This is a genomic window from Chitinophagaceae bacterium, from assembly GCA_016710165.1.
GTDB lineage: Bacteria > Bacteroidota > Bacteroidia > Chitinophagales > Chitinophagaceae > Ferruginibacter.
The window spans coordinates 53,614-74,221 of sequence record JADJLJ010000001.1 but is presented as its reverse complement, the minus strand read 5'-3'; the positions used below and the strand labels follow the sequence as shown (position 1 = coordinate 74,221).

The window sequence follows — 20,608 nt, the reverse complement described above, 5'->3', positions numbered from 1 at the left end:
CTATTTAACTCTTTTTCTCATTTATTCTCTTAGCAAAATTTTATTTATTCTTCTCTTCTTTCTTTTATTTCAGAAACGATCTCTCCCACAAATTCCTTCACATCTTTTGCCCCAAGATCGCCCTTACCCTGCCGGCGGATCGATGCTTTTCCTTCATTCATTTCCTTTTCGCCGATCACCAGCATATAAGGCACCCGGGCTATTTCTGTGTCCCGGATCTTCTTTCCGATCTTTTCATTCCGGTCATCAATCTCTGCACGAATATCTGCTTTTTTCAGCGTTTGCAAAATAGTATTTGCATAATCCATGAATTTGTCGCTGATGGGCAGGATCTTCACCTGCAGGGGGGCCAGCCAGGTAGGGAATTTGCCGGCATAATGCTCCAGCAAAAAGCCAATGAACCGTTCGTGGGTGCCCAATGGGGCCCGGTGAATGATCAGGGGAACTTCCGGCTGGTTATTCTGGTTGGTAAATGACAGTTTGAAACTGCGGGACTGTGCAAAATCAACCTGGTTGGTTGCCAGGGTAAATTCACGGCCGATCGCACTCCATATCTGCACGTCGATCTTTGGACCATAAAAAGCCCCCTCACCCTTTACTTCAACGAAGGGAACCCCGGTCTCGATCAATACTTTTCTTACCAGTTCTTCTGTCTCCAGCCAAAGTTCTGGTTCATTTACATATTTCTGCCCCAGCTTTTCAGGGTCATGTAAAGAAAGGCGCATCACATATTTATCAATACCGAATATTTTAAAGTACTTCAGGTACATGTCATTCACCGCCTTGAACTCCTGTGCAAACTGGTCTTTGCTGCAGTAGATATGGGCATCGTTCATGTGCAGGCAGCGCACCCGCATCAGGCCGAATAATTCACCACTTTGTTCATACCGGTAACAGGTTCCGTATTCCGCAATGCGGTAAGGAAGGTCCTTATAACTCTTCTGTTCGGCATCAAATATTTTGTGGTGGTGCGGGCAGTTCATCGCCTTCAGGTAATACCGTTCTCCATCCATTTCCATGGGCGGGAACATACTGTCTGCATAATAAGGCAAATGGCCGCTGGTGAGATACATGCTTTCTTTTGCAATATGCGGGGTTACCACTCTTTTATAACCGGCAGCATTCTCCGTTTCTTTTGCCAGTTTCTCCAGCTCTTCAATGATCAAGGTGCCATTTGGCATCCATAAAATCAGCCCGGGGCCAACCTGGTCATCCATGGTATAAATACCCAGTTCCTTCCCCAGCTTGCGATGATCCCTTTTTTTTGCTTCTTCCAGCATGGCAAGGTATTCATCCAGTTCTTTTTGATTGGGGAATGTAACACCATAAACCCGGGTGAGTTGTTTGTTCTTTTCATCTCCTTTCCAGTATGCACCGGCCACGCTTGTCAGCTTAATGGCCTTAATGGCACCCGTGGAAGGGATATGAGGGCCCCGGCAGAGATCGGTAAAATTACCCTGTGTATAAAAAGTGATGGATCCGTCTTCCAGGTTTTGCAAGAGGTCGAGTTTATATTCATCCCCTTTATCGGCAAAATATTTTATTGCTTCGGCCTTGGATCTTTCGCTCCGCTGGTAATTGTTATTCTGCCTGGCCAGTTCATTCATTTTTTTCTCCAGTACCGCCAGGTCTTCTTCTGTCATCTTGCGGTCGCCCAGGTCCATATCATAATAAAAACCTTTTTTCAATGGCAGGGCCTACCCAGAATTTCACGCCTGGAAAAAGGCTCTCCACTGCTTCTGCCATCAGGTGAGCAGACGAATGCCAGAAGGTTGATTTTCCATCGGCATCATCCCAGGTCAGTAATTTAAGTGAAGCATCTTCATTTATGGGTCTTGTGGCATCCCAAACCTGCCCGTTAATACTGGCAGCCAGTACTTTCTTTGCCAAGCCCTCGCTGATCGATCTGGCAATGCTATAAGCAGATGTACCTTTTTCGTATTCCCTTACTGCACCATCCGGTAGTGTTATCTTTATCATATCTTTATAAGCCAGTCTTTTACAGGCTTCCAGGCTGCAAATTTAACGAAGTATTAGCGACTTAAAAATTTATCTAAAATATCTTTGTGACCCGATGTAACGTATTGAAAACAAAAACAGTTAAGGAAAGGGACCAGGAACCATCCAGCAAGTGACCATGAAAATAATTATACCACTTTTCTTTATTTTTTTTCTCACAACAAATATTTCGGCCCAGGATTTTACCGGTCAGTGGAAAGGCCAGTTCGTTGATAAGAGCACCACTTTTTCGGGCTGGGGCGGCGACCGCTGCGACTATGTACTGGAAATAGAGTGCAAGGGTAAAAATGTGACGGGTTATTCCTACACCTATTTTTCTGATGGAGGCAAACGTTACTATACCATCTGCAAACTGAAAGGCACCCTGGATAAAGCCAGCAAGTACATCGAGGTAACGGAGTTTGAACGGACCAAGACAAACGTTCCTGTCAATATCCGCAACTGTTTCCAGATACACAAGCTTACTTTTTTTCAGCAGGGCGATGATCAGACCCTGGAAGGAACCTGGGTTCCGGCCCCCAACCAGGCCGGTGATTGCGGGTATGGCAGCACTGTTCTTACCCGGCGGATGCTGCAGAAAAATTCGGCCTTTTATAACAAGAAGAACAATAACACGACTGCCCGGACAGATAAACCTAAAACCAGCACGGCCCCGGCTGTAAAGCCCAAACCAAAGCCGGCAATAACCCCGCCGGTCGTTAAAAATAATCCCCCCGTCAAGAATCCCCCGGTTACAGAAAGTAAAGACATCAGCAAGAACGACAATGGCAAACCTGATACCGAGCGCCTGAAAAACAACCGCCCGGATACCGAAGATAAAAAACCGCTTGAGGGCAGGTTTGAAAAAAGGAACAGCGATGTATTAAAGACCATAGAGATTGACAATAAGACCTTTACCGTTAACCTCTACGACAATGGGGAAATAGACGGCGACAGTATCTCACTTTTCTTTAATGACAAACTGATAATATCCCACAAGCGGTTAAGCGACAAGGCCCTCAGCCTGAAGTTAAACGTGGATGAGAGCAGGGATCTGAATGAACTGGTGATGTATGCCGAGAACCTGGGAACCATTCCTCCAAATACCGCCCTGATGGTGGTAAATGACGGGGATAACCGGTATGAGGTACGCATATCTTCCGACCTGAAAAAAAGCGGTGTTATCCGGTTTATCCACAAGCCTAAAAAAGGGCAATAAAGGGGTAAATATTGCGTTATAAAGCATAACCAATATCTACCAGTGAGATGAAAACCTATTTCAGCGCCTTTTTTGCAATCGCAGGCCTAATTTCAATCATTTTATTTACAAATTCGTGTGCCAAGCCGGATCACAGCGCCGATCTTCCCAAAGAACAGCAGGTGGTAGGTTCGTGGTGGATAAACAGGATCCAGTTGAGAATTTACTCGGCAAGCGGTGTTTTCTTAAAAGATACCATTATCAAACAAACACCCAAGCCAAAAAATTATGTAGAATTTGAAGCGAATGGCGGTTTTAAATACCAGTTCAATACAACAAGCCCGGATCAGGGAACCTACCAGTTTGTTGGTTCAGATTCGGTTGTTTCAAACTCGATCCCTCAGAACTACCGCTGGAAAATGCTGACACTGACCAACGTATTATTCACCGTAGTGAGTACCGGAACCGACCCGGCCTATCCCGGTACAATAGTGGAGAGATACCAGACCTTTGTACGCTAACGATCTGTTTCAAAATATTAAAAATGCCCGCTATGCCGGGCATTTTTATTTTCAGAACCGCACATTCCAGGTAATGGAAGGAATGAGGGGGAACAGGGAGACCTGTTTGGCCTGTATGTCCAGGGTTCCGTTAAAGGGACTCCCCGTCTGGTCAAAATAGATGAAGTATGGGTTTTTGCGGCTGTATGCATTGTAAACACCAAACACCCATTCCGTTTTCCATTTGCGTCTTGCATTTTTCTTTGGTGTCATGATCGCGGCAATATCAAGACGGTGATAAGAAGGCAACCGGTATTCATTGATCTTGCTGTATTCCTGGGTAAGTATCCCGTCTACTATATAAAAGCGTTCGGGCAGGGTGGCCGCATTGCCGCTGCCAAAAACAAAGGAAGCCGACAGTCTCCACTTTTTACTGATCTCATAGATGGCTACAATGCTCATATCATTGCGCCGGTCGTACTTGGCGGGGTATTTATTGCCAAAGTTGAGGTTGGGAAATTTGCGCCATGTCCAGCTGAGTGTATAACCAACCCACCCCGTAAGGCGTCCTTTTGTTTTATTGACAAAAAACTCGGCCCCGTAACTCCAGCCCTTGCCGAATGTGAAAGAATTCTCTGTATCATCGATCGAATTGGGCGTATACCCTTCCTCGTACTCGATCTGGTTCTGCATTTGTTTGTAATACAGTTCAACCGATGTTTCATACATATTGTCCTTAAAGTTCTTAAACAGGCCGGCAGCATACAACCAGCTTATCTGTGGTTTTACTCTATAAGTACTGGGCACCCATATATCCGTTGGCAATGTAGTGCCTGCATTGCTTACCAGGTGAATGTACTGAAGATTCCGTGTTACAGAAGCCTTGACCGATGTCTCGTCATTCAGTGCATAACGAATGGTCAGCCTGGGCTCTAGTCCGCCATAGGTCTTCACTCCTTTTCCCCTTCCAAAAACGGTACTGTCGGTTCGGTTCCCGTTATCATCTGTTGTATAGATTTTATAAGGCCCTGTCTGCTGAAACCAGCTGTATCGTATCCCGGCATTCACTTTTATCCGCTCATTCACTTCCCAGTCATCCTGCAGGTAAACAGCCGCTTCGTGGCCATATTTTACCTGGGCATTATTCGGTTTGAAGACCGTTGAATCCTGTTTACCACTTACTACCGAAGGGGTGAATTTATGGTATGTGTAGATACCCCCGAATTTCAATTTATGTCCCGTATAGGTATAAAGATCAAAATCCTGTTTCAGGCTGATATCCCGGATACCCGATGCCAGCTTGAACTCAAAACTGTTCTGGGCAGCATTGAACGTGAAGTTATAGTCGTTATAGACCAGGGTCGCATTGCCAAAAAGCTTTTGGTTATAAACATGGTTCCAGCGCAGGGTGCCGGTGGCATTTCCCCAGGGTATATTTATCTTCAGGCTTTGTTTGCTGTTCTCGAAATCAAAAACATCGCGGCCAAAATAACCACTCAGGTACAGGCGGTCCTTTTCAGAAAAAATATAATTCACTTTGGCATTCAGGTCGTAGAAGTAATAGCCGGAACCATGAAACTGGCTTGTCTTTTTTACAAAGGGTTTTACCAACGCATCAATATATGTCCGCCTGCCAGACAGGATGAAAGATGACCTGTTCTTTTTGAGCGGGCCCTGTATAGACAACCGGGAAGCGATCACCCCCAGCCCGGCATCCACCTGTAGTTTCTGGTTATTGCCTTCTTTCATGGAAACATCCAGCACACTCGATAATCGGCCCCCGTATTGTGCAGGCATGCCACCTTTGATGAGGGAAACATTCTTTATGGCATCGGCATTAAAAATGGAGAAAAAACCAAACAGGTGGCCGGTATTGTAAACCGGGGCATCATCCAGTAAGATCAGGTTCTGGTCTGGCCCCCCACCCCTTACATAAATACCGGCACTGCCCTCGCCGGCATTTCGTACCCCGGGCAGGAACTGTACGGTCTTTAACAGGTCCACTTCTCCCAAAAATGCCGGGATGGATTTTATCTGTTCCATGGGAAGGGTGAACTTTCCCATCTGTGCATTCTTCACATTGGCATCCCTTTTTTTCGAACTCACAACCACTTCTTCAAACTGGTATGCCTTGGGTAATACCACGAAATTCAACCGCTGATCTTTATCCAGTGTAAGGTCTATCACTTTCTCCCGGTAACCGATGTAGCTGCAGACAAGTGTGTAATTGCCTTCATTCAATGTGATGGAATAAAAACCGTACTGGTTGCTGCTGATGCCCTTTGACTGTCCCTTTACGGTAATGGTGGCGCCAATGAGTGTTTCACCATTCAGCGAATCCTTTATGTAACCGCTGATGGTATATTTGGTTTGTGCGAACGAAGCAAAAGAACACAGTAGCAAAAGGAAGGTGAACGAAATAATTTTCATAGCTGTTTATTCTGAAATGCATTCTGCACCAGGGAAAGGGATAGTGCCTTACCGTGTTTTTATGGTATCCTTCACTTCACCGCAATGGAGCATGCTGCCTTTATATTCCGGGTGATTTTTTCCCAAATATGGATTCACTATGTCCTTCGTGCTGCTTATCCAGTTGGCCCCTTTGTCTTCGCCAAATGCCATCGGGCAGTTTTGCCAGTACATATTCTCTCCTTCATAATTGATGGTGCGGAAGAAAGGATACAGGTTCTCAGAGACCATGCTGAAATCTTTCCTCATTTCCGTGATATCGGACTGCTGTAAAAGCGACTGTGCATTGGCTTTGATATTCGAGTGGTCACTCACTGCTGCGTCATAGATAGTGAGGGTGTCTGTCTTTAATTCAGCCAGGGGGATGCTGTCAAGCATTTGAATGAATTTCCGGCATCCTTCTTTTGCCTTTGCCGTATCGGCATCCACAAAAGCATCTTTCATGCTGAAATATGCCTGCATGGCCGTGGCTACAGACCGGTTAAAGCCATCCGAATGCTTCTTTAATGCCAGTGGTTGCTGTTTCTGCCCACTGTCTCCTTTGCCTGAATTACTGAACTTATACCAGTAAAAACCTGCTACCGCAAGAATGATCACCAGCAACACCAAAAATATCTTTTTCATATCCGTTTATTTTTGTACAAATCTAACCCCTCCTAACATACGTTGATAGCGTTATGGAAAGATTTTTTGATATTATAACACGATTTACGGTTTAAGGTTCGATAATTGCTATTTTTGCGGCCTGTAAAACAGTTATAGCTTATTATGTTATTAGGACTACAAAATGTGACCTTTGAATTTGGGGCAAGAACCATTGTTGAAGATGCCACCTGGCATATCCAGCCCAATGAACGCATCGGGCTGATCGGCTATAACGGAACCGGTAAATCCACCCTCTTAAAAGTGCTGACCGGGCAATACAGCCCTTCCAAAGGAACCGTGGAGAAAGGCAGGGAAACAACCATTGGCTTTTTGCACCAGGACCTGCTGAGTTTTGATACCGAAGACTCCATCCTTGAAGTGGCGATGGGGGCCTTTGAGCGGGTGAAGGAACTGGAAAAAGAAATTGAAGGGATCGGGAAGAAACTGGAGCAAACGGGTGATGAAAGCCTGGCCCATGATTATGCCGACCGGCTTCATGAAATGGAAGTACTGGACGGATATAATATCCATCACAAAACCGAAGAGATCTTACAGGGATTGGGATTTGCCAATGCCGACCTGAAAAAACCGTACAAACAATTCAGCGGAGGCTGGCGCATGCGGGTACTGCTGGCGAAGATGATACTGATGCACCCGGATGTACTGCTGCTTGATGAACCTACCAACCACCTTGACCTGCCCAGTATTGAATGGCTTGAAAAATACCTGCAGCATTATCCCGGCGCCGTAGTGATCGTAAGTCACGACAGGTATTTTTTAGACCGCATGGTAACCAAGATCGTTGAGCTGTACCAGCAGCAATTACATTTCTATTCAGGCAATTATTCATTTTACGAATCGGAAAAAGCCCTGCGGGTAGACATCCAGAAAAAGGCATACGAAAACCAGCAGGATTATATCCGGCAGCAGGAACGTTTTGTGGAACGCTTTAAGGCAAAGGCAAGCAAGGCTGCCCAGGCCCAGAGCATTGTAAAGCGGTTGGATAAACTGGACCGGATCGAAGATGTGGAAATAGAAAGGCCAAACATCCGCATCAATTTTTCGGTTGATAAACAGCCGGGAAGAATATTGTGTACGCTGAAGCATGTATCAAAAAGTTTTGGTGATCTTAAGATCATTGAAGATACCGGTGCCGAGATCGACCGGGGAGATAAAGTGGCCCTGATCGGTGCCAACGGAAAAGGAAAATCAACCCTGCTCCGTATCATAGCAGGCACAGAACCATTCCAGGGCGAACGCATCTGGGGACATAATGTAGATGATTCTTTTTATGCACAGCACCAACTGGAAGCATTGAACATCAACAATACGGTACTGGAGGAAATGCAAAGCAGCCGCAGCGGAAAAACGGACCTGGAACTGCGGAGTTTACTGGGATGTTTTTTATTCAGCGGCGATGATGTTGAAAAGAAAGTAAAAGTGCTGAGTGGCGGCGAAAAAGCACGGGTGGCCCTGGCAAAAACAATGGTGAGCAAGGCAAACTTCCTGTTGCTGGATGAGCCTACCAATCACCTTGACCTGCATTCAGTAGAACTGCTGATAGAAGCCCTGAATAAATACGAAGGAAGCATTGTACTGGTAAGTCACGACCGGTATTTCATCAGCCGCATTGCCAATAAGATATGGGAAATTGAAGACCATAAGATCCGGGAGTTTAAAGGAACTTACCAGGAATGGGAAGACTGGAAAGCCCGCAGGGAAGCAGAGAAGAACAAAGAGGCCAAAACTGCAAAACAACCGGTGGCGGTAATGCAGCCTGAAAAAAAAATAAAGGAGCCTGAAAAAGCGGTGCAACGGAATCAGATCGACAAGGACCTGAAGAAAGAATTGCAAAAACAAAAGAACCTCTTCAACCAGCTGGAAGAAAAACTTGCCCGGCTGAACAGGCAGAAGACACAACTGGAAGCTGACCTGGCTTCCCCGGCAGTTTACAATGACAAGAACCGTTTCCAGGAAACAGAGTCCGCTTATAAAGCCAGTATCTCCGAATTGGCGAAAGTTACCACTGAATACGAATCCGCATTTGAAAAGCTGATGGAACTGGAAGAAAGAATGGCCTGACCGGTCACAAACTATTCCCCCTTACGATAAATCTTACTTCTTCATATAAACAAAGATCCCCGGCATAACCGGGGACCTTTTATCATTTGTAATCCGTTTTCAGATTAGTAATTACTTACTGTCATTTCCACTCTCCTGTTCTTAGCACGGCCGGCAGCAGTTTTGTTGTCAGCAACTGGTTTGGTTTCGCCATAACCGGTTGAAGTAAGACGGCTTTCTTCAATGCCTTTGCCAGCCAGGTAAGCTTTTACGGAAGCAGCCCTGTTCTCAGACAAGGTCTGGTTGTTCTCGTCTTTACCAACATCATCGGTGTGGCCATCGATGTTTACTTTGTAAGAAGGATTTTCTTTCAAAATGGTAACCACATCATTCAGTTTAGGGAAAGACTTAGCCAGTAATTTGGCGCTGCCTGTAGCGAAGAATACGTTTTGAGCGGCTTTGTTCACACGTTCAACTATTTTCTCGTCTATTACAGGGCAACCATAATTTGAAGCGGGTCCTTTTTCGTTGATACACTTATCTTCTTCGTCATTTACACCATCACCATCTGTATCCGGGATCGGGCAACCCTGGTAACGGGCAACACCTGGAACGGTAGGACATTTGTCCTGTTCGTCGTTGATACCATCTTTATCAGTATCAGGGATCGGGCAACCCTGGTAACGGGCTAAACCGGCAACATCAGGACATTTATCATCTCCGTCAGCAATACCGTCGCCATCCCTGTCTGGGCAACCCTGCAAAGAAGCAAGACCTTTAACATCAGGACATTTGTCATCCACATCCAGCACACCATCACCATCCCTGTCTTTAGGAGGCTCAACAACTGGTGGCGGAGGAGGAGGAACAACTTTTACTTTTTCTTTACCGATGTTCTGAGCTAAACCAACTGAGTAGAACAGGTGATCACCCAAAGTTTTTTTATCCAGTGTCCAGCGGTATTGACCGTGGAGCATAATATAAGTATTATTATTCAGTTTAACCTGGAGACCAAGACCTGCGGGAACATAACCGGCAAATTTATCAGTGTAATATCCACCGCCGATACCAACGGTAAGGAACGGGTTCATTAACGCGCCGTCATCAAATGGACGGAAATTCAGGCTTGGTTCCAGTTCGATACCAATTTCTGTCTTTTGGGTCTGGCCGGAATTCCTGGCAGCGTAATCACCAAACATTCCAGAAAGTTTCACAGAGAAATCGATCTTGGATTTAAGTCCTCTCCAGTAAGAAACTGAAAAGCCTTTGTCCATATCTCTCATCTTACTGTACGTCTTTCCGGTGCTCGGGTCTTTGATACCAATGGGAGCATTAAAATCAGCCATGTTGTAATGCAGACCGAGAAGGGTTCCTTTCTTGCTGCCATTACTCATTTTTTTCTGGGAAAAACCACTTGTGGCTAAAAGAGTTAATGCCAGAATTAGCGTTAGTTTTTGTTTCATAAACTTCAATTTTATTAAAATTTTTGTCTGAGTTATGTGCAAATATAATGTTAAATTAATGGAAAGGCAAAATTTGAATGCAAATTTATTATTTACCTAAAAATAGTCAAAATCAGACCTTTACCAACTTCCACTTCCCTTTTCGGAAGATGATAATGCTCACAATTGCCAGTGCGGTTTCTGCAATATTTATGGCCATGTAAACACCCATCGAACCCATATTAAGATATTTTGCAAGCAGGTAGGCCAGCGGTATCTGGAACAACCAGTAAATAAACAGGTTAATATAGGTCGGGGTCTTTGTATCTCCTGCCCCGTTGAATGCCTGGGTAAGCACCATGCCATAGGCAAAGAAGATGTAACCAATGGCCAGTACGTGCAGGCACCGGGTGCCTTCCTTTACCGCCAGTTCATTGCTGGTGAAAAACCGCATGAATGTTTCGCCGAAAAAGAAAAACAAAAGGCCTACCAGGGCAAAGAAACAAAGGGTAAGAAAAGCACTCCTCCAGACCGATCTTTCTGCTCTTTCCGGGTGACCTGCACCCAGGTTTTGTCCTGTAAGGGTAGCAGCCGCATTCGCAATACCCCAGGCTGGAAGAATGGTGAAAATACAGATCCGGATCGCCGTGAAATAGCCGGATGTGGCTTCCACACCCGATTCGGCAATAAGCTTTGCCAGGAATATCCAGCTGCAACTGCCGATCAGGAACTGGAACATGGCACCGGATGAAGTGCTGAGCAGGCTCCTGATCATCGCCATATCCGCTTTGAACTGCTTTATGGAAAGTTTTACCAGGTCATTCCCCCCGAACAGGTGATAAAACTGGTAGATCACCCCGCAACCCCTTCCGATCGTGGTGGCCACTGCCGCACCCATCAATCCCATTTTGGGGAAAGGCCCGTAACCCATTATCAGCAACGGATCAAGAATGATGTTAATGATATTGGAAAAGATCAGGGCCTTCATGGCTATAGAAGCATCGCCGGCTCCCCGGAATATCCCGTTATTTACAAACAGCAGCATGATCACGATATTGCTGCCCAGCATCAGTTGGGTAAACCCGTAATGTTCTTCCACCAGCGATGCATCTGCCCCCATGAAACGCAGTATCTCTTTTGGGAAAAGGATCCCGAAAATGCTTACCAGTACAGAAAAAGCTGTAGCGATCAGTATCACCTGTGCTGCAACTGATCCAGCCGTTTTAAAATCCTTTTCCCCGGCCCGGCGGGCTATTAACGCTGTTGCACCCATCGCCAATCCCCAGGCAAGGGAATACAGGATGGTAAGCGAGGACTCTGTAAGTCCTACCGTGGCAGCCGCAGCAGGGCTTACCATGTTCACAAAATAAATATCCACCAGTGCAAAAGATGATTCAAGCACCATCTCCATCACCATCGGTACGGCAAGTAAAAAAATGGCCCGGTCAATGCTGCCGGTGGTAAAATCCTTTACATCGCCCCGTAAAGCCTGTTTGAGCAATGTGAAAAAAGATGTTTTGGTATGCTGAGTTACTGATTCAGTCATTATTGATAAAAATTAAAAATAGGAAAAAATATCCCCGCAGGGAAGTTGCATATAGGAGAAAGACTTAAAGAAAGAACCATGTTCTTTTTCAATGCCCGGAGGCAGGGTCCTTTAAGTGAGATCAGGGCTTCATATTCGTAACGTTGTAAAATTAACTGTGATCCGGATTGGATTCGAACCAATGACCCTCAGCTTAGAAGGCTGATGCTCTATCCAACTGAGCTACCGGACCAATTTTTTGCAGCCGCAAAGCTAAGAAATTTTTACATTGCATCTAATCTCTGTTGCAATGGATGTAAAAATAGAACCATCGTGGAAGGAAGTCCTGAAAAATGAATTCACCAAACCCTATTTTCAGCAGATCGTCACTTTTTTAAAAACAGAGAAAGCAGCCGGAAAGATCATATACCCGCCGGGCGCCCTCATTTTTAATGCCTTCAATCAAACCCCTTTTTCAAAATTAAAAGTGGTGATCCTGGGCCAGGACCCCTACCACGGAGCCGGGCAGGCACATGGCCTGAGTTTTTCGGTCCCCAATGGCGTTAAGCCTCCCCCATCCCTGGTAAATATCTTTAAAGAAATTGAAAGTGATACCGGCACGGCCATGCCTTCGTCGTATGGCAACCTCACCCGCTGGGCAGAACAGGGTATCCTTTTACTGAATGCCGCACTTACGGTGAGGGCCAATGAACCCTTCAGCCATGCAAAATGCGGCTGGGCCGAATTTACCGATGCCGTCATTCAAAAGATATCCGATGAAAAAAAAGGGATCGTGTTCCTGCTCTGGGGAAGATTTGCACAGGATAAGCAACTGCTGATCGATGAGACCAGGCATTTTGTTTTAAAAGCAGCACACCCTTCCCCATTCTCGGCCGACAAAGGTTTTTTTGGCTGCAAACACTTTTCAAAAACAAATGAACTGCTGGTAAAACAGGGAGCCGCCCCTATCGACTGGAAATTATTAACCCCATAGCATATTGATGAACTTAAAAATGGAAGAAATATCAACTAACCAAAAAGCCAAAGCCCCTACGGGGACCGGGACAACTATTTTTGGCCATATCTGGGCACTTTGGGCACTGATCACGTTCCTGGTTACGTTTCTGATCATTTTCATTCCTTCCATGCTCACCCACCTTGTTAAAGAACCCAGGGGCCAGTATTATTTTATACGGATCGCAAGGGTTTGGATGAATGTGTGGCTTTTTTTGGTGGGATGCCCGGTAAAAGTAAGGGGAAAAGAAAATTTCAAAAAGGATACCACGTATGTGGTGGTATTTAATCACAATGCTTTTTTAGACGTACCCTTATCCGCCCCCTATGTACCCGGGCCGAATAAAACAATTGCAAAGACCTCTTTTGCAAAGATCCCCATCTTTGGTTTGTTTTACAGCAAAGGTTCCGTGCTGGTAGACCGCAAAGATGACAAAAGCAGGAGCAAAAGTTTTGACGCCATGAAAAAAGTGCTGGCGGCCGGCATGCACATGTGCATTTACCCCGAAGGTACCCGTAACCGCAGCAATGAACCCATCAAACCATTTTACGATGGCGCTTTCAGGCTGGCCGTTGCCGCCCGGAAAGACGTTATGCCCTGCGTAATAAAAGGAACAAAAAAGGCAATGCCCATCAACAAAAAATTCTTTATGCTGCCTACCCGGCTCAGTATGCAGTTCTTACCCCCGGTATCCTCTTCCAACACAACAGTGACCGAACTGAAAGAAAAAGTATTCAACAACATGCTGAAGGAATATACCCGCGAAGAAAAAAATGACCCGCAACCTACAGATCGTAGAAATACCTTGTACGGTTTATTTTCAGGTCCCTTAATAACCCGGATTTGGGACTGATGCTGATATTAAAGGAACGGTACTTGCCAACGGGTGAGACGTTGATCGCCATCTGCCAGCAGTGCATCTCCCTCGTAAGGTACATGCTTACATAACCCAGCTCTTTGGTAGTAATATTATACGACCCGTTTGCCCCGATCTGCCACCGGGAAGTCAGGTTAAGGGAACCTGACCCGCTTATATTCTGCGAAACAGAACCTTTATACCCGGTGCCAAAACCATTTGGGATGCGGCTGTAATTCAATGAATATTGAAAACTGATGCTCCACGGGATATTAAAATTGGCAAACTCTCCCGGGTTATTACTTATATAAGCGGCTTCCTGCTGGTATTCATCCAGCGGCATCCCGGTAATGGGGTTCACCTGGTTCAGCGCCGGGTTGGTATTGGGAAGTTGTTCTTTTTTATCTCCACCCCTGAACTGGCTTTGCACGGCAATATTTCCGCTCGTCATTTTACCCAATGCAAGGATCTTCTTATTCCATACCAGTTTATCGATGAACTCACCCCTGCTGTCGGTTAAATAAGGGACCACTATGGCGCTTGCGGAAATGCTTATCTTATCAAACAGGTTGGTCCGCATATTTATATTGAAGGGCTTCAGCTGGAATGAATCTTCCAGAAAGTTGTAACTGCTGGTGATGCTGAAACCGTCGAGGAGGGTGACCTTTTTAACGGCATCGGCGCTGCTGTCTTTCCGGTTACGCACTTTCATCTGCAGGTTGTTGTCAATACCAAAACTCAGTCCGCCGAATTTGCCTTCGCCAAATGCACCAAATACCCCGCGTTCATGCACGGAGAACCGCCTGAAATTCCCAAACGTATCCACCTGGGTGGTATACCAGAATTTCCGGTTCATGTCGGGTTTGTAACTGGCAGATAATACCGGGCGTATCTCATGCCGTATGGCCTGAACCGGGCTTTTTTTGCGGAAAGTAAACAATCCGAATATCCGGGTGGAAACGCCCATGCCAAAATTCATTTCCCTTGCTGTATAAAATCCTTTATTGATGGTTGTATCCAGCTTCCTGTTTGCAGCATCCCAGCTGCGTATGAATTTTTCCTGGTACCATCTTTCCACGTAGCTTATACTGGGTGAGAACTGGAAATTACCAACCTGTGGCAACGATAAAGTAAGCGGTACATTGTGGGTGGCGCCCCATTGGTATTTTTCGGTAAATTCTTTTAAGAAGCTGCCGGAAGTATCGTAAAAAGAAGAAAGACTGCGGATGTTGGTATTAAGCGCCAGGCCGATATTCTCATACCACCTGTACTGCCCGATCACTTCCTTGCGGCGGAAGGGATACAAGGTGTTTACATTGAACCCGATGTCGGGAAGGTTGATATTGAACTGCTTGCTGTTTGTATTCTGGTTGTGATTACCGCTTATGTTGAGGTTAAAGGGTTTGTCCTTCCATATTTTTGAATACGTAATGGACGAGTTGAGTATGTTCTGGAAATTACGCTGCGGACTGTTGGGCACCGATGAATTGAACCCGCTGCTGCCTGCATTCAGGCTTGCGTTGAAACTTACACCCGGCCTTGCCTTGCTGTCGGTACTGTGGCTCCAGCGAATGTTGAAATTCCTTGCCCCCGATTTATCAAGGTCCCGCAGGTGTTGTATGTCCAGCGACAGGTTTCCCTGGTACCGGTACCGTTTGTAATACCGGGGGCTCAGGTTGGCGGTCCACCCGCCATACGAATAAAGGGTACCCCGTATCACCACATCCCACTGGTCGCTGAGTACTTTGTAATATCCCAACCCTTCCAGCGCCAGGCCAAGTTGTTCGTTGGCATTAAAGGTAGGCGCCAGTATGCCCGAATGCCGTCCCTGTTTCAACGGATAGATCCCGAAGGGTAAGACGATCGGCACAGGCACGTCTTCAAACTCGGGATGCACGGGTCCGGTGATGGCCATTTTCTTATTGATGAATTTTACCTTTTTGCTCACAAAGGCAAAATGCGGTGTATCCAGGTTGCAGGTGGTGAACTTTCCCCGAAAAGCGTAAAAAACATCCGGGTCAACTTTTTTTATGATTTCTGCATGTCCGTAAATTTCTCCCTGCTGGGTATAAGTGCTTTTTGTAATGCCCTTGCCCGTTTTGGGATTGAATCCAAGTGTATCACTTACTGTTTTCAGATCGCCCTGTATGAATGTCGGAAATTTTATCACGTTGCCGTTGCTGTCCCTTACCAGGTATGCGGTGATCAGGTTTGCCCGCTGATCAAAACTTATATGCGGGGCAATGATCTCGTTATCCGTGTATTTGACCCTTGTCTCCTTACCGTACAGGATGATCTTTCGTGCAGGGATATCCATCACCATCGAATCATCAGCATGGTAGGTAACGGGCGCATCCAGTGAATCTTTGGAAGACTTAAAACCGATCGTGTCCTTTTTTATCACGATGCCGGTATCGGGGACCTTCTTTAGCGCCAGGGGTTCTTCCGAAATAGTTGGGTTTGTTGCCGCTTTGTTCTTTATGCTGTCAATTATCTTTCCCGCTCTTACCGGAACCGTATCCGCAGTTAAAAAACTGTGAAAGTGTTGTGCATTGTAACCAGCGGCACTAAAGTAAAGCGTTATCGTTAATAACAGCAGTGCAGATACCAATACCGATATGTATTTTGCCTTACCTTTGTTTAGTTGGTTCATAGTAAAGATGGACAAAAATAGCTATTAAGTCCCGATAGTGACCCGTTGAATTTGTGAATATTGTTTTATACTAACCCCGTTTAACAGCATGCGTATGCCAAGGAACAAAGTGCCTGTTTTATTTTTATTTGCTGCTTTGTATTTGTTAATATTACCCGATCTTGTTTCACAGGTTCCCAAAAAGATAAGGACCATTGTGGTGGATGCCGGTCATGGTGGCTCAAAGGATCCCGGTGCCACGGGCCAGTACGAAAATTCATTACGCTCCAGAGAAAAAGATATCACCCTTGCCATTGCATTGAAACTGGTGGATGAATTAAAAAGGCAATTGCCCGAAGTGAATGTTGTACCCACCCGTACCACCGATGTATACCAGGATCCCCGGGAGAAAGCCCGGATCGCCAATGAAGCAAAAGGGGATCTGTTCTTATGCATTCATGCCGACAGCGGCCCGTTAAAAACAGGCCGGAGGCAGATCGGCACCCGAACGGTAACCCGGTATAAAGTAAGCGGCAAAGGCCGGAAAAAGAAAAGAACACCGTACCAGGTTACCGAAGCGGTTTATGAATATTTTAAACTGCCGCTTACCCGCAGCGGTACCAGTGTATGGATATTTGCCGCTCACAAGACCAGTGACAAACTGAAAGCGATCATGGATGGAGATGAGACCTTTGAGATCGAGGCCAATGGGGTGGATTCAATGGAAAACAGTTTCGACTTCAGTACATCCGAAGGAAGGATCATTGCAGGTATCTATGCAAAACGCTACCAGGAAAGAAGTGACCGCCTGGCTACGCTGGTGAATGAAGAAGTAGAAGAAACAGGAAGGCTGGCACTGGGAGTGAACCAGCGGCAAAAAGGGATCTGGGTGCTGCAGGCCACTAACATGCCCGCCATCTTAATTGAAACAGGTTTCATCAATAACCCGGAAGACGAACGTTACCTGAACAGCGAAAAAGGACAGCAGGAACTTGCCGAATCCATCACCCGGGCGGTAAAGCGTTATAAAGAACAGGTGGAAAACCTGAACAACAGCGGCATACCGGTAAGCAACGAAAAGCAAAAGGCGGAGGCAGTAACGGACGCAATGGATAAAAGGCCGGTGAAGGATTCAAAGATCCTGGAAGTTAAAAGCAGCAAAGTAAAGATCGACCTGTTTGATGATGGTGAGATAGACAATGATATTGTGTCGGTATATTTCAACAATGCCCTGTTGGTGGATAAAAAATCACTGACCGCACAGGCGCACACCTTGAACCTTACCCTGGTGCCCGGAAAAACAAATGAACTTATTTTATTCGCCGAAAACCTGGGAACCATTCCACCCAACACCGCATTGATGGTAATAAACGACGGAACCAGCCGTTACGAAGTTCGTCTTTCTGCCGACATGAAAAATAATGCGTCGATACGGTTTGAATTGAAAAATAATAATTAAATTTCCATATGCTTTTACAGCAATTTTGCTTTTGAAAGCCACCCAACCAAAATGAAAATTTCTAACGAAACCAAAATAGGCGTCCTTGCTGCCGTTGCCATTACCCTGCTCATCCTCGGTTTTAGTTTCCTGAAAGGAAAAACATTTTTTGGAAAAAGCCATACCCTGTATGCCAAGTACGCCAATGTGCAGGGCCTGGCCAATTCAAACCCTGTTATGATCAACGGCCTGCAGGTGGGAACGGTATACAGCATCACTCCCGACAAGAGCATGAAACAGATACTGGTGAACATGACGCTGACCAAGGACGTGGATATTCCGGCCAATTCGATCGCCACCATCAATACGGACCTGCTGGGACAAAAAAGCATCGTGATCCACCTCGGCGATGCCACCCGTTTCATTCCGAAGAACGACACCATCGCCACCGAACCCACCACCGGGATATTTAACGAGATCCTGAGCAAGTTCGACCCGGTACTGGGCCAGTTAAAACATGCGGTCACTTCTGTAGATTCTGTTTTAGGGAACTTTAACAAGATACTTGATCCCTCCGCAAAAAATAATATCGGGGCCATGCTGGAAAACCTGAACAAGACAACGGCCAACCTCATCACGGCTTCTGCATCGCTGAATGTTTTACTCAATACACAAACCGGGGCGCTGGCCGGCACACTCAATAATCTCAACAGTTTTACCGGCAACCTGGAAAAAAACAATGATAAGATAACCAACCTGGTGAGCAACCTGGATAAAACAGCGGGTACCCTTTCCAGGTTAGAACTGGAAAAAACACTCAACACCCTGAACAGTACCATCGGCGACCTGAAAACCACCATTGGAAAACTGAACAGCAATACCGGGACCGCCGGTCTGCTATTGAACGATACCAAACTGTATAACAACCTTACTGCAACAGCCAATAAACTCAATTTGCTGATCGATGACCTGAAGACGAATCCAAAACGGTATGTGAACATATCCGTGTTTGGTAAAAAGACCAAAAGCGCCGGGTTAACAGTACCATTGCCCGATACGGTAAATGCCCCTTACCTGAAGCAAAAATAATTTTATCATTCTGTTATAAAATAAAACCTCAATTTACAGGCTGAAAAAACAGTTCCCTTGCGATTGAAATTCACCACCGGCATTATTTTATTTTTCATCCTGGTAAGCGGCAACCTCCCTGCACAGCAGATCATCAACGCATCTGCATCTTCCGACACCATACGCACCATCCGGATCGTACAGGGAAAGAACCTGCGGCAAAAAACAACGGATTCCACCGTACTGGAAACCATTGCCGGCAATGTGATCATCAAAGAAGGCCTCACCACTTTTTATTGCGACAGCGCCACGCTCGACCACAAAACAAATGTGCTGCAAGCTTTCGGCAATATCCACATCAACGATAACGACAGCATCCATACCTATGCACAAAGCCTGCGCTATGTTGGTACAGAACGGATCGCTTACCTGAAGAAGAACGTTAAACTCACTGATAAGAAAGGAACGCTGTATACCGATGACCTGGAATACAATTTACGGACGGGCATTGCTACGTATAAGAACGGCGGACGCATCACCAACGATAAAACAGTGCTCACCAGTGAAGAAGGTGTTTACTATGCCGATACCAAAGATGTGTATTTCAAAAAGAATGTGCACCTGAAAGACCCCGACCGGGATATCTGGACGGACAGCCTGCTTTATAACATCAAGACCAACATTGCCACCTTTATTGCCCAAACACATATCGTTGGAAAAGACGGCAGCGTGATCGATACAAAAAGCGGCACCTATAACCTGGAGACCGGGGAAGCCATTTTTTACGACCGCACTTCGTTCAGCGACAGTTCACGGAGCGGTGTGGCAGATAAGATCGCCTACGAAAAATCAAGCGGCATATTGCAGATGGAAGGAAATGCAAAACTGGTTGACAGCGTCAACAACTTAACGGTGATCGCCAACGAGATCTATGCAGATACAAAGATCGATGCATTCCTGGCCACCCGCAAACCGGTAATGATCTTTTACCGGGATGGCGACAGCACCTATGTTGCTGCAGACACCCTTTTCTCCGGCCTGCGCAGATACGACAGCCTGGAACGAAAGATCATAACCCAGGCTGATACACTGACAAAAACAATGGCAGTAAATACCAACAGGAATGATACGTCTATCAGGTATTTCCTGGGCTTTCATCATGTCCGGATATTCAACGACTCCTTACAGGCCGTGAGCGACAGCCTGCACTACTCTACTTCCGACTCCACCTTTAAATTATTCGGCGACCCGGTTGTATGGAACGACCAGTCGCAGGTGACCGGAGACACCATTTATATGTACACCCAGAACCAGAAGGCAAAACGGCTGTATGTTTTTAACAACGGCATGATCGTTAACAAGGCAAACGATGCCATGTACAACCAGATCGCCGGCCGTACACTGAACGGTTATTTTACCAACGGGGTGATCGACTATGTGCGTATCAAAGGCTCACCGGCAGAAAGTATTTATTACCCGCAGGACGATGACAGCGCCTATGTGGGCATGAACCGCAGCAGCGGCGATGTGATCGATATCTATTTTGTGAAGAAGGAACTGAACAAAGTAAAATTCATCAATAATGTGGACGGGGTATTATACCCGCTGAAACAGATACCTGCCGATAAAAAAGAACTGAAGGGTTTCAAATGGCTCGACAGCCGCAGGCCTAAAAATAAACTGGAGTTGTTTGAATGACCTGGTCTGACGACGTCCCGTCTGACCATGAATTTCTCAAAGGAATATAAGGACCTGAATGAA

Annotated in this window: 13 protein-coding genes, 1 tRNA gene and 1 pseudogene; 8 read left to right on the top strand and 7 right to left on the bottom strand. The window is 45.9% G+C overall.

Annotated features, from left to right (window positions below):
• Positions 1 to 44 precede the first annotated feature (44 nt).
• Positions 45 to 1,980 (bottom strand): annotated as a pseudogene (gene thrS, locus IPJ02_00285) (threonine--tRNA ligase).
• A 157-nt stretch (positions 1,981 to 2,137) separates the two neighbouring features.
• Here thrS and IPJ02_00280 point away from each other — a divergent pair.
• Positions 2,138 to 3,217 carry a hypothetical protein gene (locus IPJ02_00280; GenBank protein MBK7374044.1) on the top strand — a complete coding sequence of 360 codons (1,080 nt, stop codon included), beginning with the start codon at positions 2,138 to 2,140 and terminating at the stop codon, positions 3,215 to 3,217.
• Positions 3,218 to 3,264: 47 nt separating this feature from the next.
• Positions 3,265 to 3,717 carry a hypothetical protein gene (locus tag IPJ02_00275; GenBank protein ID MBK7374043.1) on the top strand — a complete coding sequence of 151 codons (453 nt, stop codon included), beginning with the start codon at positions 3,265 to 3,267 and terminating at the stop codon, positions 3,715 to 3,717.
• 51 nt (positions 3,718 to 3,768) lie between these two features.
• Here the strand turns inward: IPJ02_00275 and IPJ02_00270 are convergent, their stop codons facing one another.
• Together IPJ02_00270 and IPJ02_00265 are read right to left on the bottom strand one after the other, a co-directional pair.
• On the bottom strand, positions 3,769 to 6,126 hold the full coding sequence (locus IPJ02_00270) for a TonB-dependent receptor (GenBank protein ID MBK7374042.1): 2,358 nt from the start codon (positions 6,124 to 6,126) through the stop codon (positions 3,769 to 3,771).
• A gap of 48 nt (positions 6,127 to 6,174) precedes the next feature.
• Entirely contained in the window at positions 6,175 to 6,789 is a 615-nt protein-coding gene (locus IPJ02_00265) for a DUF3347 domain-containing protein (protein MBK7374041.1), read from the bottom strand.
• A 144-nt stretch (positions 6,790 to 6,933) separates the two neighbouring features.
• Between IPJ02_00265 and IPJ02_00260 the strand changes: the two genes are divergently transcribed.
• Positions 6,934 to 8,892 carry an ATP-binding cassette domain-containing protein gene (locus tag IPJ02_00260; GenBank protein ID MBK7374040.1) on the top strand — a complete coding sequence of 653 codons (1,959 nt, stop codon included), beginning with the start codon at positions 6,934 to 6,936 and terminating at the stop codon, positions 8,890 to 8,892.
• A gap of 104 nt (positions 8,893 to 8,996) precedes the next feature.
• Here IPJ02_00260 and IPJ02_00255 read toward each other — a convergent pair whose 3' ends face one another.
• From IPJ02_00255 to IPJ02_00245, 3 genes are all read right to left on the bottom strand, one after another.
• The gene (locus IPJ02_00255; GenBank protein ID MBK7374039.1) at positions 8,997 to 10,334 is read right to left on the bottom strand and encodes an OmpA family protein; all 1,338 of its coding nucleotides are present in this window, start codon (positions 10,332 to 10,334) and stop codon (positions 8,997 to 8,999) included.
• Between the two features lie 112 nt (positions 10,335 to 10,446).
• Complete coding sequence (locus IPJ02_00250) at positions 10,447 to 11,859, bottom strand: MATE family efflux transporter (protein ID MBK7374038.1); 1,413 nt, start codon at positions 11,857 to 11,859, stop codon at positions 10,447 to 10,449.
• A gap of 158 nt (positions 11,860 to 12,017) precedes the next feature.
• Positions 12,018 to 12,091 (bottom strand) — tRNA-Arg (locus tag IPJ02_00245).
• 57 nt (positions 12,092 to 12,148) lie between these two features.
• Between IPJ02_00245 and ung the strand changes: the two genes are divergently transcribed.
• Positions 12,149 to 12,832: a uracil-DNA glycosylase gene (gene ung / locus IPJ02_00240; GenBank protein ID MBK7374037.1), complete on the top strand. Its 684-nt coding sequence runs from the start codon at positions 12,149 to 12,151 to the stop codon at positions 12,830 to 12,832.
• Between the two features lie 19 nt (positions 12,833 to 12,851).
• Positions 12,852 to 13,706, top strand: coding sequence for a 1-acyl-sn-glycerol-3-phosphate acyltransferase (locus IPJ02_00235; protein MBK7374036.1), 855 nt, complete (start codon positions 12,852 to 12,854; stop codon positions 13,704 to 13,706).
• On the opposite strand, the gene IPJ02_00230 is transcribed toward IPJ02_00235, so the two are convergent.
• On the bottom strand, positions 13,639 to 16,362 hold the full coding sequence (locus tag IPJ02_00230) for an LPS-assembly protein LptD (GenBank protein ID MBK7374035.1): 2,724 nt from the start codon (positions 16,360 to 16,362) through the stop codon (positions 13,639 to 13,641). The genes IPJ02_00235 and IPJ02_00230 overlap by 68 nt on opposite strands.
• A gap of 94 nt (positions 16,363 to 16,456) precedes the next feature.
• On the opposite strand from IPJ02_00230, the gene IPJ02_00225 reads away from it, so the two are divergent.
• The 3 genes from IPJ02_00225 to lptC are packed head-to-tail and all read left to right on the top strand — an operon-like array spanning position 16,457 to position 20,545.
• A complete protein-coding gene (locus tag IPJ02_00225) occupies positions 16,457 to 17,800 on the top strand; it encodes an N-acetylmuramoyl-L-alanine amidase (GenBank protein MBK7374034.1) in 1,344 nt (447 codons plus the stop codon).
• Between the two features lie 51 nt (positions 17,801 to 17,851).
• Positions 17,852 to 18,868 (top strand): MCE family protein, encoded by a 1,017-nt coding sequence (locus tag IPJ02_00220; protein ID MBK7374033.1) that lies wholly within the window; start codon positions 17,852 to 17,854, stop codon positions 18,866 to 18,868.
• A gap of 57 nt (positions 18,869 to 18,925) precedes the next feature.
• Positions 18,926 to 20,545, top strand: coding sequence for an LPS export ABC transporter periplasmic protein LptC (lptC, locus tag IPJ02_00215; GenBank protein ID MBK7374032.1), 1,620 nt, complete (start codon positions 18,926 to 18,928; stop codon positions 20,543 to 20,545).
• The last annotated feature ends 63 nt before the right edge of the window (positions 20,546 to 20,608 follow it).